The sequence below is a fragment of the Nonomuraea sp. JJY05 genome, from assembly GCF_043496855.1.
Classification (GTDB): Bacteria; Actinomycetota; Actinomycetes; order Streptosporangiales; family Streptosporangiaceae; genus Nonomuraea.
This window is the reverse complement of the sequence record NZ_JBIEIS010000004.1, coordinates 346525-360529: the sequence shown is the minus strand read 5'-3', so window position 1 is coordinate 360529 and position 14005 is coordinate 346525. Positions and strand designations below refer to the sequence as shown.

Below are 14005 nucleotides of genomic sequence, written 5' to 3'. Positions count from 1 at the left end.
GTACCCCCTCCATGATCAGGCACGTTGTCGCGGGTGGAACCAGTGGCGACGCGGTGAAGCCGTACTTCACTGGTTGTGGAGGCTGAGGTGGCGGCTGAGCAGGTGGGTCACCGGAGGCACGGTGGCCAGCCGTAGGGGCAGGTCCCGCATGGCGAGCTCGAGCCGGTTACGGGGAGCGTGCACGCCCGTGTTGGCGCGCCCCTTGCGCTGCCTTTCGAGCACCTCCGGCCGCAGCGCGTCCTCCCAGGCCCGCAGCGCGGCGGGGAGATCGGCAGGGTGACGTTCGAGTTCGGTGCCGAGCAGGTCGGCGCCGCCCACGGCCAGGGAGGAGCCGTACCCGGCGAAGAGGGTGACGCACCAGGCGGCGTCACCGAGCAGCGCGACGCGACCTCGGCTCCACCGGTCCATGACGATCTGGCTGACGCTGTCGAAGTAGACGGCCTCCTCGCGCAGGCCGGCGAGCAGTTGCGGGATGGCCCAGTGCTGGCCGGGATAGGCCTGCTGCAGAGCGCGACGCGGCCCCTTGGCCAGCTCGGCGTCGGGGTCTTCGGCGCTGTAGGTGAAGAACGCGGCGACCCGGCCGCGCCCGAGGTCGGCGATCGTGAACGTCCTGCCGACGGCCGTGACCGTGGTGAACGCCCGCTCCGGCGCCCCGTCGGGCAGCTCGTCCAGGGTCAACGCGGCCACCACGTGGCCGAGGTCGCGCCGGTGGCGTTCTTCGGGCCCGAAGACGAGCTCTCGTACCGTCGAATGCAGGCCGTCAGCGCCCACGAGCAGGTCCGCCCTCTCCGTGGATCCGTCGCTGAGCGTGACGTCGACTCCCTCGTCGTCCTGCGCCACGGCCGTGGCGGTGGTGCCGAACCTGATGTGGGCGTGATCGGCCACCGCCTCGTAGAGCACGTCCTCGATGTCGCCGCGCAGCAGGGCCATGCCGCCGTCGCCGAGCAGGCGCCGCACGGTGGTGTGCGGAATCTTGAAGCGCGGGCGGCCGTCAGCGCGGAGGTAGGCGAGGTCGAAGGCGTCGACCTGACGTTCTCGGAGCGCGGGCAGTAAGCCCATGCGTTCTGCGGCGGCGTGCCCGAGGCCGGAGAACACGACCGCGTAGCCGCCTTCCCTGCGCGACGGGGCACGTTCGACGACGAGAGGTTCCCAGCCGATCCGGCTCAGCCGCAGCGCGGCGGCCAGGCCCGCGATGCCCGCGCCTACGATGATCGCTCGTTTTGCCGTCATGCTTGTCTCCTTTGAAAGAACACCATCGCGGTCGCGGCGCAGAGCGCCATCAGGAGCGCGGAGATGACGAAGGCCAGGCCGTAGCCGTCGGTGAGCGCCGCCGCGTCGGGCCGCTCACCGGCACGCGTGGCAGCCGTGGTCGCGAGCACCGCCAGGCCCAGCGCGCCGCCGAGCTGAGCGCTGACGTTGAGCAGCGCGGAGGCAACCCCGCTGTCGGACGGCGCGACGCCGGACAGCGCGGCGTCGGCGAGCGGGACGATCACGATCCCGAACCCGGAGCCGGCGACCACCAGCGGCACGACCACGTTCCCCAGCAGTCCGCCCGTCGGCGAGATCGCACCCAGCCACAGCAATCCCCCGGCGGCGACCAGCATCCCGGACGTGACCACCGCCCGGATGCCGAAGCGGCGCACGAGCGTCGGGGCGGCCCAGGAAGCGCCGATCATGATGACGGTCAGCGGCATGTACGCCAGCCCTGTCATCAGCGCCGAGGTCCCGAGCACCTGCTGCATGAACAGCGTGGCCAGGTAGAAGGCTCCGAACAGCGCGCCGGCCCGTATCGCTTGAATCAGGTTGGCCCCTGACACGGACCGGTTGCGGAGCAGGGCGAAGTCGACGAGTGGCCGCCGGGCCACGGCGCTCTCGTGGAAGGCGAAGCAGGCCAGTAACGCCACGCCGGCGAGCAGGAGCCACCACTGCGTACGCAGCACCGCGTAGGCGACCAGCCCGACACCGACGGTGGCGGTCACCGCACCCACGACATCGAAATCGCCCTTCCGGCGAACGACGCCCGGCGCGGGGAGGAAACGCCCGGCCAGCAGCAACAGCACCCCGACCGGTACGTTGATGAAGAAGATCCACCGCCAGCCCGGGCCGTCCACCAACAGCCCGCCCGCGACCAGGCCGAGCGTGCTGCTCACCGCGGTCGCCGTCGCCCACACCGCGAACGCCCTGCTGCGCGCCCGCCCCTCGGGAAAGATCAGGGCGATCAGGGCCAGCGTCATCGGCGCGACCAACGCCGCCGCCAGCCCTTGCACGGCGCGTGCCCCGATCAGCATGCCGCCGTTCTGCGCCAGCCCGGCCACCAGCGACGCCCCGGTGAACAGCGCGATGCCGACCATCAGGATCCGCCGGTGCCCGAGCAGGTCACCCAGCCGGCCGCCGAGCAGCAGGAACCCGCCGAAGGGCACCAGATACGCGTTCACCACCCAGGACAGGTCGGCCGCCGCGAACGCCAAGTCGTCCTCGATGGCGGGCAGCGCCACGTTCACCACCGTGGTGTCGACCGCGTCGAGCACCTGGGCCAAACAGAGCGCGACCAGGGCGAACACATGCCCGCGCGTCCATACGAACTCTCTCGTCTCCATATCCCTCCCTCAGAATGAACACTCGCTCATACAGTATGAGCGAGTGTTCATTCTGGCAAGGCGGGTAGAGTTCGGAGTCATGTCACCGCGCGGCGTCACCATCCCCGAAGTCCGGCAGCAACTCTTCGACGCCGCCGAGCAGGTCCTGCTGCGCGAGGGCCCCTCCGGGCTGACCGGCAGAGCGATCACCCGCGAGGCTGGCGTCGCCACCGGGCTGCTCCACAACCACTTCGGCGATCTGGACAGCTTCCTGGCAGCGCTGTTCGTCGATCGGGCGCAGACCGCGACGCGGAGCCTGCACGGTCTGCCGGAGCGGGCCGGCACCGCGACCGTGGCGGACAACCTGATGGCGGGCATCGAGACGCTGTCCGCCGGAAACCTCCTGGCGCTGGCCGGGCTCGCGCTGGCCCGGCCGTCCATCGTGCCCCGCCTGAGCGAGGCGCTCGGCGAGGGCACGCTCGAACTGGACGCGAGCGAACGAATGTTCACCGCCTACCTGGAGGCCGAACAGCGGCTGGGCCGCGTCCCTCCCGACGCCGACACCGCCTCGCTGGCCCTCGCCATGGTCGGTGCGGCACACCAGCTCATTCTCACCCGCGGTCCGCACGCCCCGGACCTGCGCGAGCGCATGCGGCGGGTGATCTCCGCACTCATCGAGCGCTGAGCGGCGCTTCCTGGACCGGCCGCTCGACTCCTCGCCGGAGGAGCTCTCGTGTGCTGGAAGCCGAGCGGGTGCTCGCCCGCGGACCCGTCATGGCTACCCGGCGGTGAGGGACTCCACCGCCTGCCATCGGCAGATCTTCTTGGAGACCAGGCCGGCCCCGATGCGCTGGTAGAACCGCTGTGCCGACACGTTGGTCTCGGCGACCTCCCAGCGGATCACCTTGCCGTCCGAGGCGGCCGACACCGCCCGCATCAGCCGTTCCCCGACCCCGTGGCCGCGCTCTCCGGCGCACACGTAGAGGTCGTCCAGCGCGAGGTAATCGCCGCCCGACCACAGGCTGACCCGCTGAAGCCAGGACACGTAACCGATCGCCCGCCCCTCCCGCTCCGCGATCAGATAGACGACCTCAGGGCGCCTGAGCAGCTCTTCCATCCGATCGACGCTCACGGTGATCGCAGCCCCCTGATTCTGGTGCTCGGCGAGCTCACGCATCAGGCCGAGAACGGTCGCCGCGTCACCGGCCGTCGCACGACGGATCGACACCATGGTGACCTCCCTTCTCAGCCGGTGGGCGGGATGTGGCGCAGCCGGAGGACCGCGAGAATCGCCGCGGCGCCCGCGATGACCGCCGCGATGACGGCCGCCACGTTGAGGCCGGCGGCGAAAGCCTCACGAGCGGGGGCGAGGACCTGCGCGGCGAGCTCGCCCGGCAACCTCTGTGCCGCCGAGACCGCGCCGTCGAGGCTGTCGCCGCCGGCCGCGACGGCCTCTGGTGGCAGGCCGCCGGGCAGTTCCCCCTTGATCCGGGTACGGTAGACGGCGGCGCCGATGCTTCCGATGACGGCGATGCCGAGCGAGATGCCCAGGTCGCTGCAGGTCGTGGCGAGCCCGGAGGCCGCGCCCGCCTTCTGCGGCGGCACCGAGCCCACGACGAGGTTGGTGGTCAGCGCCATGGACGGCGCGACTGCCGGATAGAGCACCATGAAGCCCGCTACCAGCAGCGGCAGTCCGCCGACGGCGCCGACCTGGGTGAGCATCAGGTAGCCGATCACCTGGACGGCCAGCCCGGCCGCGATGAGATACCCCGGGCGGACCCGCCGTACCAGGATCGGGGAGGCCGTCGAGACCAGCACCAGCAGGGCCGCCCCCGGCAGCACCCACAGCCCCGCCCGCAGCGGGGAGAGCCCCTCCACCAGCTGCAGGTACTGCGTGACCAGCAGGTACACGCCGCCGAGCGCGATCGCGGCCAGCAGGAAGACGCCCAGCGCGCCACTGACCGCGCGGTGGGCGAACAGCCGCACATCCAGCAGCGGCTCCGGCAGCCGCAGCTGGCGCAGCACGAACCACGCGCCGAACCCCGACCCGACCACGAGGCTCACCAGCGCCGTCGCGAGCGTGCCGTCCTTGCCCAGCTCTTTGACGCCGTAGACGATGGGCAGCAGCGTCGCCAGCGACAACGCCACGCTGAACAGATCGACCCGGCCCGCCGCCGGGTTGCGGTTGTCGGGCAGCAGCAGGAGGGCGCCGATCGCCACCACCACCATGACCGGCACGGCCACCAGGAAGGCCGCCCGCCAGGAGAACGTCTCCAGCAGCGCCCCGCCGAGCACGGGACCGAGGCCGGTGCCCACCGAGATGCCGCCTGACCACATGCCGACGGCGACGCCCCGCTGGCGCGCGTCGGCGAACGTGGCGAAGATCAGGCCCAGGGTGGCGGGCATCTGGGTGGCGGCCGCGACTCCCAGGACGGCTCGCCACAGGATCAGCAGAGCGGGGTCGGAGGTGCCGGCGGCCGCCAGCGAGACCAGGGCGAAGACGACCGCGCCGGCGATCAGCAATCGGCGATGACCGATCCTGTCCCCCAGCGTTCCCATGGTGACCAGCAGCCCCGCCATCAGGAACCCGTATATGTCGATGATCCACAATGTCTGGGTGCTGGTCGGCCGGAGCTCCGCGGCCAGCTGGGGAATGGCCAGGAACAAGATGGTGAGCATCATGAACAGCAACATGGCGGGCAGGACCAGCACCACCAGCCCCAACCATTGCTTGAGACCGGCGCGCCGGCCGTCGTCGATATCCGCGGATGACATGAAAGCGTTCCTTTTGATGAATGTCCTGGCATGAGCCATCCGGCGCACTCCAGGGTTGACGATGGGCTCCCAGGCGTGGGCACTCGGGTGCCCGCCGGCCGGCATCGTCGAGGGGATTGACGTCCCCAACGTTAGAAAGGCGCAGGCGGCCGCCGAATCAGTGAAATCGCCGGTCTCAGGCGGGTCGCTCGGCGAGGACCAGCCGCATGAGCTCGGCCCGCGAGGCGATGCCGGCCTTCTGGAAGACCTTGCGCAGGTGGTAGTCCACGGTGCGGGGGCTGAGGAACAGTTGCGCGGCGATCTCCCGGTTGGTCAGCCCCTCTCCGACGGCCAGCGTGATGCGCAGCTCCTGCGGGGTGAGCGTGCTCAACGTGTCCGCCTCGGGCGTGCGGGTCCGGCCCGACTCCCCGGTGGCGCGCAGCTCGCCCAGCGCGCGGTCGGCCCAGGTGAGCGCGCCGACGCGGCGGAAGGTCTCCGCCGCCGCGCGCAGGTGCTCCTGAGCCTCGGAACGTCGCCGGTCACGCCGCAGCCGCTCGCCGAACAGCAGCTGCGTCCGGGCGTGCTCCAGCGGAGCGTCGGACCTGGCGTGCAGCCGCAGGCTTTCGGCGTAATGGGCGTCGGCGCCGCCGGTGCGGACCAGCGCCCGGCAGCGGGCCGTGAGCGCGCCCAGGCCGGGTGAGGCGATGCGTTCGGTCCACTGTGCGTAGCGGGCCGTGGCTGCGGCGGCCCGATCCCGCTCGCCGGCGCGGACCAGGGCCTCGACGAGGTCGGGGACGATTCCCATGGCGAGGTCCGGGGGTGCGTCGGCGTCCCAGGCGCCGACCGCCTCGAAGTGCCGTACGGCTTCGCGATACCTGCCCGCGACCAGCTCGATGAGCCCGAGCGCCCGCCTGGCGTAGAACATGGCGTCGGCCAGGTCGCGCTCGCCCGCCTCGGCCAGCACGGCGGAGGCCAGCTCGCCGGCGTCCGGCCGGCCCCGGATGGCCGCGCACAGCGCGAGCAGCCCCCGGTTGCGGCATGCCGTGTTCGGCTGGCCGACCTCGGCGGCGAACTGGGCGCCCTCCTCGGCGTGGGCCTCCGCGAGCCCCAGCCTGCCCCGCGAGATCTCATCAGCGGCCTGGTACTCGAGGTTCCACGCGAGCGCGCCGAGCGCGCCGCTGTTGCGCGCCAGTCGCCCGGCGTCGCGGTACAGCCGCCCGCTCAGCTCATGATCACCGAGCGCGCGGCTGATCGCCCCGGCCAGGGTCATCGTGATCGGGTCGGTGAGCGATTCGACCGCTGCGCGCTCGCGCACGGCCGGTCCCGGATCGCGGCCTGTTCGTGCCCGAGCGGCGTCCCGAAGGAGCAGCAGCACCGCGTCCTCCGGGTCGTCCGGCGCCGGCGTGCTCTCGTCGAGCCAGCCGGCGAGATCGGACCAGGCCTGTGGCCGGTTGGCGCGGACGCCGAGGTTGCCGTACATCGCGACGGTCGGGACGAAGCGGCGCCGGTCGAGCCGCAGCGCGCGTGGGATCCAGGGCTTGATGAGGTCCATGGCGTCATTGGGCGAGCCGGCGAACTCGGCCACGACGGCCCGCATGACGGCCACGGAGATCCGGTCCGTCTCGTCCAGGGAGGGCTCGCGCTCGGCGCGATCGAGCAGCTCGACGGCCGCGGCGGTGAATCCGCCCTGGGCGGCGGCGTGCGCGGCGTTCCACAGCCGCCGTCCTCTGCGAGGGCCGTCAACCGTGAGCTCGGCCGCCCTCGACAGCGAGGCCATGGCCGCGGCCGGGCCCCCGCGCTGGGCCGCCTGTTCGGCCGAGTGCTCGAGCCGGTCGGCGGCGTACTCGTCGTGCCCGAGGACGGCCTGCCCGAGGTGCCAGGCATGGCGGTGCTGGTCGGCCGGGGCGTCGAAGGCCACGGCGAAGGCGCGGTGGATCGCGACGCGCCGGCTGCTCGTGGCGCTGTGGTAGATCGCGGATCGGATCAGCGGATGCCGGAACACCAGCCGCGTACCGTCGTAGGCCAGCAGCTCGTCGAGCTCGGCGCGGTGCAGCAGGCCGGTGGCGATCCCCATGGAGGTGGCCGCCTTCTCGATGGTCGCGACGCTGCCCGAGCCGTCGGCGGCGATCAGCTGGAGCAGCGGCAACGATTCGACGTGCCGCGCCCGGATCCTGGCCAGGAACGACCGCTGCAGCCGATCCGTCATGGCCGGCGGCTCCGGTGTCCCCTCCGGCGGGATCCTCCTTCCGGCGAGCTCGATCAGGGCCAGGGGATTTCCGCCGGTGACGGCCAGCAGACGGTCCTGCTCACCCTCGCTGAGGCGCCGCCCGCCTGCGCGCTCGGCGAGCAGCGCCCTGGCCGCTTCGGGCTCGAGGCCCGCAAGCTGGATGCGGCGCAGGTCGGGCAGATCGGTGCTGTGACCCTCGTCGGCGCGCGCGGCCAGCACCACTGCGATGGGCTCGTCGTCCAGCCGGCGGGCGACGAACGCCAGTGTCTTCAGCGTCGGCCGATCGGCCCAGTGCGCGTCGTCGACGACGCACAACACCGGCTTCTCCCCGGCCGCCAGAGACAGCAGCGACAGGGTCGCCAGACCCACCAGGAACGGATCGGGTGGCGCGCCGTGCGCGCTCCCGAACAGGACGCGCAGGGCCTGCGCCTGCGGGTCCGGCAGCTCGTGGGCCCGTCCGAGCAGGGGGAGCAGGAGCTGGTGCAGCGTCGCGTACGCGAGATCGGCCTCCGGCTCGACGCCCACCGCGCGAAGCACCCGGAACCCGGCGGCCTGCTCCAAGACGTGTGACAGCAGCGCGGTCTTCCCGATCCCGGGCTCACCGTGGAGTAGCACCCCGCCACCGCGCCCGTCGGCGGCGTGCCGCAGCAACGACTCGAGCAGTTCGCTCTCGTTGTCTCTCCCCAGCACAGGCCGAGCATAGAAAGCACCGGCACCTGTGACAAAGCCGCGTGCGAGCGCCGCCGCCCCCGGAAGCTTCCCCCATGGGCAAATCCTCTACGACCACCCCCGTAACCGCCGCCCGAGGCTGACCCGGCCCCGATGCCGGGATGCTCAGGTCGAAGCGAACCACGTGATGGTCAAGCAGACACGACGCTGCAGGCGGTGCCGTTGGCGGCCTCGCCGTTGTGAGGGGTGCCGCCGACGGGGCGGCGCGCGCATCGCGGTGGTCGCGCTCCGCTGATCTTCGTCGGGGGTGGCGGCTAACATCTCCGCCATGTCTTCTTCACGATCGGCCGCGGCCCGGGTTCCGTTCGCCAGGAATGGCCGGTGGACTTTGGCGTGGACCAGCCGGCCGGCGAGCGAACTGGCGTTCGGCGAGCCGGTCGGCGTGCCGCGAACCGGCCACACCGATCGGGTGTGGGCGGTTACGACCACGGTCGTGGACGGGCTGCCGGTGGCGGTCACCGGCGGTCGCGATCGGACCCTGCGCCTGTGGGACCTGACGTCAGGTCAGCAGATCGGGCAACCGTTCACCGGTCGCGCCGACTACGACTACGTGGAGTCCCTCGCGACCACGGTCCTGGACGGGCGGCCGGTGGCGGTCTTCGCCGGCGGCAACAACGGGACCGTGCGGGTGTTGGATCTGATGACCGGTCAGCAAGTCTGCGAGCCGTTCAGAGGTCACAGCGGTTGGGTCAAAGCGGTTGCGACCACGGTGGTGGACGGGCGGCCGGTGGGAGTTTCCGGCGGTCATGACAAGACCGTACGCATGTGGGATCTGAGGTCAGGCGAGCAGATCGGCGAGCCGTTCGAAGGTCACACCGGTTGGGTCACAGCGGTTGCGACCACGGTGGTGGATGGACGATCGGTGGCCATCTCCGGCGGCGCCGACCGTACCTTACGTTTGTGGGACCTGAAGTCCGGCCGGCGGATCGGTAAACCGCTGAGGGACCACGGTTACGAGGTCGAGCTGATCGTGCCCACGGTGGTGGACGGGCAGCCGGCGGTGATTTCCAGCGGTGAGGACGGCGGACCCTTACGCTTGTGGGATCCGAGGTCAGGCCGGCAGGTAGGCAGAGCGTTCAGTGGCAGGACCGGCTTTGTGCAGGCGATCGCGACCACGGTTCTGGACGGGTGCCCGGTGGTCGTCTCCGGCGGCATCGACGGAAGTGTACGGATCTGGGATCTGAGGTCACGCCGGCAGATCGGCGAGCCGCTCACCGGGCACACCGATCGGGTTCGGGCGGTTGCGACGACGGTGGTGGATGGGCGACCGGTGGCCATCTCCGCCGGCGACGATCACTCGGTACGGATGTGGGACCTGTCGTCAGGGCGGCGAGTCGACGAGTCCCCCAACCGCCACACCGGCTATGTCCCTGCCGTCGCCACCACGGTGCTCGATGGCCGTTCCGTTGCCGTGACCGGCAGTTACGACAAGACCGTCCGCGTGTGGGACCTGGCTACCGGCGAGCAGGTCGATGATCCGCTCATCGGTCACGCCGACATGGTCACCGCGGTTGCCACCGCGCTTGTCGGCGGCCGACCGGCGGTGGTCACCGGCAGCTCCGACAAGACCGTCCGCGTATGGGATCTCCGCTCGGGGACGCAGACAGGCGAGCCGTTCACCGGTCATGACCACGCCGTCCGCATGGCCGCCGTAGTGGAGTTCGGCGGCCGGCCGGTGGCCGTGACCGGCAGCTACGACGAAACGATCCGCCTGTGGAACCTGAACACAGGCGAAGAGATCGACGCGTCCCGCGCCGGCCGCCGGCGCTGGACGAGCGCAGTCGGCGTCGCCACCCTCAACGGCCGACCGGTCGCCCTGACCGTCACCCAAGACGGCACCCTCATGATGCTCGACCTCACCACCGACCGATCGACCACCGTCTCCCCCGCCGATCGGCACGGCGGATCCGTGCAGAACCTCGCCGTGACCACCATCGGCGATCGGCCGGCCGCGATCACCGCCGGCGGCGACAGCTCAGACCCTGTGAAGCTATGGGACCTGGCCACGGGCGACGCCCTCGGCGGACTGCCCACCGAAGCCACCGGGGCGCTCGCCGCCGCCACCGTGGACGGTCAACCCATCGCTGTGACCGCCGGTTATCAGACCGTTCGCGTGTGGGAGCTTGCCACCCGCGAGCAGATCGGCCCCGACTTGCACTTCCCCAAATCCGTGACAGCGGTGGCGATCAGCGAAGACGGACACGTCATCGTCTGTTTTGACCGCGACCTCGCCGTGTTCGTCAACAGCCCAGCACCCCCGGAAGGATGATCACCACCAGCGGCGAACCGACGAGCCTCTGGGCAGGGCAAACGGCGCCATCATCATCGCCGACGCCACCGCGTACGTCGGCGGCAGCACCTCGGCGACGTCGACGTACGGCGGCTCCGGCCGCCGCATGACCTTGGCGTAGGCCCGCTTGTGCCCCTCCCGGTTCGAGGCTCGCCGGCGCGGCCGGGGTGGGCTGGTGGCCAGGCTTGCAGGCGGCGGGGGCCGAGGAGCTCCAGCGACGTTACCGGTCGGGCGTCAAACCCTGCCCCGGCGCGATCTCATCGAGTCGTCGCCGGCTCCTCCGGCGGGGCGAGGTCACCGGACGGGTCCATCCAGGTGCCGGCAGGCGGCCTCGATGGTGCCGAACAGTTCTTCGACCACAGGCGTCAGCGAGGCCCGGACCTCACCGGTCCGCTCCCCCGCGAGCAGCCGGCGCCGGAACTCCCCGTCCAGCACCCGGTCAATGGCCGACGCGAGTGCCGCCACCAGCCTCGGGCGTAGCGGTCTCCCTGCGGCGGCACGTCCTCGGCCAAGGTGGCGGCGAGAAGGTCCTCCCGCTCCCGGCGCAGCTCCAGCTCCCTGCCACGCAGTGCAGGGCCGGCGTCCAGGGTCCGCTGGTACTCGACGCTGTGCACGAGCAGGCCGGCGACGTGATAGTCGCCGAGCAACCGCAGGTAGCCGCGGGCCAAGGCCTGCCCGATCGATTCGTCGTCCCGCCGGCTCCTGACGGCCTCGCTCGGTGCTGCCACGAAGCTGTCGCGCTCCTGGGAGCCGGCGGTCCACCATCGAGATCTCCCGTTGACGGCTCTGCGCCCAGCGCCGCTGACCCGAGGATGTCCGGGGGGCGTCAGTTGCCGGTGGTCAGGACCATGCGGAAGCGGGCCCGGCCGGAGAGCATCTTCTGGAACGCCGCACCGGCCTCCTCCAACGGGACCTCCTCGGTCCACGCCCGGACGCCGTTCTGGGCGGCGAACCTCATGGTGTCCTGGGTGTCGACCGCGATGCCGGAAGCGTGGCCGTGCACCCGCTTGGCCCCGCCCACGAGTTGCAGAGGCGTGATGTCCAGCTGCTCCATGGCGACGCCGACGATGATGAGCTCGCCGCGGCGTCCCAGCCCGTCGATCGTCTGGGACATCGCCGCGGCGTTGGTCACCGTCGCCAGCACCACCTTGGCTCCCCTCTTGGCCTGCAGCGCATCGGCCATGTTCGCGGTGGCGGTGTCGATGTAGTGGGCCGCGCCGAGCTTGTGAGCCAGCGACGCCTTCTCCGGACCGCGGGCCATCGCGACGGTGTCGAAGCCCATCTTCGAAGCGAACTGAACCCCGAGGTGTCCCAGGCCGCCCAGGCCGAGGATCGCCACGGTGTCGCCGGACCGCGCGGAGCTGCGCCGCAGCGCGTTGTACACGGTCACGCCGGCGCAGGCCAGGGGCGCGGCCTCCACCGCCGTGAGCTCGTCCGGGACCGCGGCCAGGGCGACGGCCGGCACCACCATGGAGTCGGCGAACCCTCCGGCGTACGCGACCCCCGGCACCTGAAGCTCGGGACAGAGGATGCCGTCGCCCTCCCTGCAGGCGTCGCAGTGGCCGCAGCTGCCCCCGTACCAGCCGATCGCCACCCGATCACCGACGGACCAGCCGACGACGCCGTCGCCGATCGTGTCGATGCGTCCCGCGATCTCGTGCCCTGGCGTGACGGGGAAGGCGGTGCCCGGGATGTGCCCGGCGGTGATCAGGGCGTCGGAGTGGCACACTCCGCACGCCTCCACGGTGACCCGTACCTGGCCAGGGCCCGGCTCCTGGGTGCCCGCCCGAACCAGCGACAGATCCCCGCCGGGCTCGGCGACCTGTACGGCACGGTGCATGACAGAAGAAGACATGCCGTCTCCTCTTCTTACGGAAGCAGCGGCCTCCTGGAGAGGCCCTCACCTGCGCACCCTTTCCAATTCCCGCTCGTTTATCCGCTGTCCGGCGAGCCCCTTCGAGGATCACCGGACGCCTTCGGCTGCTGGTCAGAGCAGGTTTGCGAGGATGCCGGCGGTGCCTGAGCGACGACAGCGGCTTGGAAGGCGGCGATGACGAGCAGGGCGCGCCTCGCCGTCCTCGTCCAGGCCGACGAGCGTGCGCAGCACCCCTGACCGCGCAGGCGAGCATGATCGCGTACCCGGTCCTCTCCTCTGCAGGGGTTCCGGTGAGAGCCGGTCGTGGCTCCCGGACTCGGTCCAGCACCGTGGGCTGGGGCAGGTGCCGGACCGACCGGCCAGGGCCGACCGTCCAGGATCGGTGGATCACCTACACGAAGGCCGCCGGGGGTGGAGATCCTCACTGGACGGATTGTCGATCATTGACCGGTCTCCTCACGATCCGTCCAGACGGATGCTGATATTTCGGAAATGTGGGCCACGATGGCGGGCGTGAATCTCAACGGCCGCAAATTCGTGATGGTGAGCTCGACAGCGAGCGTAGTCGACCCGGACAGCCCGACGGAGTTCCTGTACCAGGAGGCTGACGGAGTGGTGTGGGGCAGCTACTCCGGCGACACCGTGACCCACGGGCGTTTCGTGGGCATGCGTGACGGCGCCCAGGTGTCGATCTCCTACGCGCACGCGCTGAAGGCCGGCGGGAAGGCCGGCGGGCAGAGCAGCAGCCGCGTCGAGAAGGGGGACGACGGGCTGCTGCGCCTGGTGGAGGAGTTCAGCTTCGACGGGGACGACACGGTTCACGTGAGCGTGTGCAGGGAGGTCGGCTGATCATTCAGTCGTCCTTGCGGAGGGCGGCGCGGCCCTCGGCGGCGCCGACGAAGCGCATCTTGCCGAGCGGCACGCCGCCCTGCGCCCCCTCCTGGGCGGGCCGCCGCGCCGGGCGACCCCGGTCGCGATCACGGTCGCGATCGCTGGGCAGCACGTACGGCCGCTTGAGCACCTCGTCCAGGATGAACACGGTCTCGGTCGCCTTGACCGCCGGGATGTTGGCCAGCCGGTCGGTCACCATGGTGTGCACGGCGGCCACGTCGGACACGCGTACCTGGATCATGGCGTCGTGCTGCCCGGTGGTGATCGCGCAGTACTCCACCTCCGGCATCCGGGCCAGCTCGGCCCTGAACTGCTTCCACATCTGCTGGCGTACGGTCACGAAGATCAGGGCGGTGATGCCCAGCCCCGCCCGTACGTGGTCGATCTCGGCGGTGAAGCGCTTGATCGCGCCGTCGGCGCGCAGCGCCTCGAAGCGCGTGTAGGCGTTCGCGCGGGAGATGCCCACCCGTTCGGCCAGCGCGGCCACCGAGATCCTGCCGTTCTCGCGCAGGACCTCGAGGATCTTCATGTGGATGTCGTCAAGCTCGAGACCGATGCCGATCCGTCCAGGCTGACCGCCGCCGCCGACACCATTTCTGGAAATTTCACTCATCATTACCTCATCGACCTTTATATACGTCTTACCGACCGCACAGTGCCTG

The 14005-nt window shown here is 71.0% G+C and carries 12 protein-coding genes; 3 read left to right on the top strand and 9 right to left on the bottom strand.

The window, feature by feature from the left end; translation table 11 throughout:
• Positions 1–66 precede the first annotated feature (66 nt).
• Together ACFKCF_RS07640 and ACFKCF_RS07635 are read right to left on the bottom strand one after the other, a co-directional pair.
• A complete protein-coding gene (locus ACFKCF_RS07640; protein WP_394492072.1) occupies positions 67–1230 on the bottom strand; it encodes an FAD-dependent monooxygenase in 1164 nt (387 codons plus the stop codon).
• Positions 1227–2597 carry an MFS transporter gene (locus tag ACFKCF_RS07635; RefSeq protein ID WP_394492070.1) on the bottom strand — a complete coding sequence of 457 codons (1371 nt, stop codon included), beginning with the start codon at positions 2595–2597 and terminating at the stop codon, positions 1227–1229. The genes ACFKCF_RS07640 and ACFKCF_RS07635 overlap by 4 nt, the downstream gene beginning before the upstream one ends.
• A gap of 79 nt (positions 2598–2676) precedes the next feature.
• Between ACFKCF_RS07635 and ACFKCF_RS07630 the strand changes: the two genes are divergently transcribed.
• A complete protein-coding gene (locus ACFKCF_RS07630) occupies positions 2677–3261 on the top strand; it encodes a TetR/AcrR family transcriptional regulator (protein WP_394492068.1) in 585 nt (194 codons plus the stop codon).
• A 93-nt stretch (positions 3262–3354) separates the two neighbouring features.
• Here ACFKCF_RS07630 and ACFKCF_RS07625 read toward each other — a convergent pair whose 3' ends face one another.
• From ACFKCF_RS07625 to ACFKCF_RS07615, 3 genes are all read right to left on the bottom strand, one after another.
• Entirely contained in the window at positions 3355–3807 is a 453-nt protein-coding gene (locus ACFKCF_RS07625; protein ID WP_394492066.1) for a GNAT family N-acetyltransferase, read from the bottom strand.
• Positions 3808–3821: 14 nt separating this feature from the next.
• Complete coding sequence (locus tag ACFKCF_RS07620) at positions 3822–5351, bottom strand: MFS transporter (protein WP_394492064.1); 1530 nt, start codon at positions 5349–5351, stop codon at positions 3822–3824.
• Between the two features lie 175 nt (positions 5352–5526).
• The gene (locus ACFKCF_RS07615; RefSeq protein WP_394492062.1) at positions 5527–8247 is read right to left on the bottom strand and encodes an AAA family ATPase; all 2721 of its coding nucleotides are present in this window, start codon (positions 8245–8247) and stop codon (positions 5527–5529) included.
• Between the two features lie 307 nt (positions 8248–8554).
• Between ACFKCF_RS07615 and ACFKCF_RS07610 the strand changes: the two genes are divergently transcribed.
• Positions 8555–10555: a WD40 repeat domain-containing protein gene (locus ACFKCF_RS07610; RefSeq protein WP_394492060.1), complete on the top strand. Its 2001-nt coding sequence runs from the start codon at positions 8555–8557 to the stop codon at positions 10553–10555.
• Here ACFKCF_RS07610 and ACFKCF_RS07605 read toward each other — a convergent pair whose 3' ends face one another.
• The 3 genes from ACFKCF_RS07605 to ACFKCF_RS07595 all read right to left on the bottom strand — a co-directional run bounded on the left by ACFKCF_RS07605 (position 10556) and on the right by ACFKCF_RS07595 (position 12431).
• Positions 10556–10684, bottom strand: coding sequence for a hypothetical protein (locus ACFKCF_RS07605; protein WP_394492058.1), 129 nt, complete (start codon positions 10682–10684; stop codon positions 10556–10558). It lies immediately after the preceding gene.
• A 257-nt stretch (positions 10685–10941) separates the two neighbouring features.
• The gene (locus tag ACFKCF_RS07600) at positions 10942–11304 is read right to left on the bottom strand and encodes a hypothetical protein (RefSeq protein WP_394492056.1); all 363 of its coding nucleotides are present in this window, start codon (positions 11302–11304) and stop codon (positions 10942–10944) included.
• Positions 11305–11402: 98 nt separating this feature from the next.
• Entirely contained in the window at positions 11403–12431 is a 1029-nt protein-coding gene (locus ACFKCF_RS07595; RefSeq protein WP_394492054.1) for an alcohol dehydrogenase catalytic domain-containing protein, read from the bottom strand.
• Between the two features lie 534 nt (positions 12432–12965).
• Here ACFKCF_RS07595 and ACFKCF_RS07590 point away from each other — a divergent pair.
• The gene (locus ACFKCF_RS07590; protein WP_394492052.1) at positions 12966–13301 is read left to right on the top strand and encodes a hypothetical protein; all 336 of its coding nucleotides are present in this window, start codon (positions 12966–12968) and stop codon (positions 13299–13301) included.
• A 4-nt stretch (positions 13302–13305) separates the two neighbouring features.
• Here the strand turns inward: ACFKCF_RS07590 and ACFKCF_RS07585 are convergent, their stop codons facing one another.
• Positions 13306–13956 carry an Lrp/AsnC family transcriptional regulator gene (locus tag ACFKCF_RS07585; RefSeq protein ID WP_394492050.1) on the bottom strand — a complete coding sequence of 217 codons (651 nt, stop codon included), beginning with the start codon at positions 13954–13956 and terminating at the stop codon, positions 13306–13308.
• Positions 13957–14005: the final 49 nt, after the last annotated feature.

Coding starts and splice junctions, on each gene's coding strand:
- ACFKCF_RS07640 (WP_394492072.1), bottom strand. CDS start 1,230: ATGACGGCAAAACGAGCGATCATCGTAGGCGCGGGCATCGCGGGCCTG.
- ACFKCF_RS07635 (WP_394492070.1), bottom strand. CDS start 2,597: ATGGAGACGAGAGAGTTCGTATGGACGCGCGGGCATGTGTTCGCCCTG.
- ACFKCF_RS07630 (WP_394492068.1), top strand. CDS start 2,677: ATGTCACCGCGCGGCGTCACCATCCCCGAAGTCCGGCAGCAACTCTTC.
- ACFKCF_RS07625 (WP_394492066.1), bottom strand. CDS start 3,807: ATGGTGTCGATCCGTCGTGCGACGGCCGGTGACGCGGCGACCGTTCTC.
- ACFKCF_RS07620 (WP_394492064.1), bottom strand. CDS start 5,351: ATGTCATCCGCGGATATCGACGACGGCCGGCGCGCCGGTCTCAAGCAA.
- ACFKCF_RS07610 (WP_394492060.1), top strand. CDS start 8,555: ATGTCTTCTTCACGATCGGCCGCGGCCCGGGTTCCGTTCGCCAGGAAT.
- ACFKCF_RS07605 (WP_394492058.1), bottom strand. CDS start 10,684: ATGCGGCGGCCGGAGCCGCCGTACGTCGACGTCGCCGAGGTGCTGCCG.
- ACFKCF_RS07595 (WP_394492054.1), bottom strand. CDS start 12,431: ATGTCTTCTTCTGTCATGCACCGTGCCGTACAGGTCGCCGAGCCCGGC.
- ACFKCF_RS07585 (WP_394492050.1), bottom strand. CDS start 13,956: ATGAGTGAAATTTCCAGAAATGGTGTCGGCGGCGGCGGTCAGCCTGGA.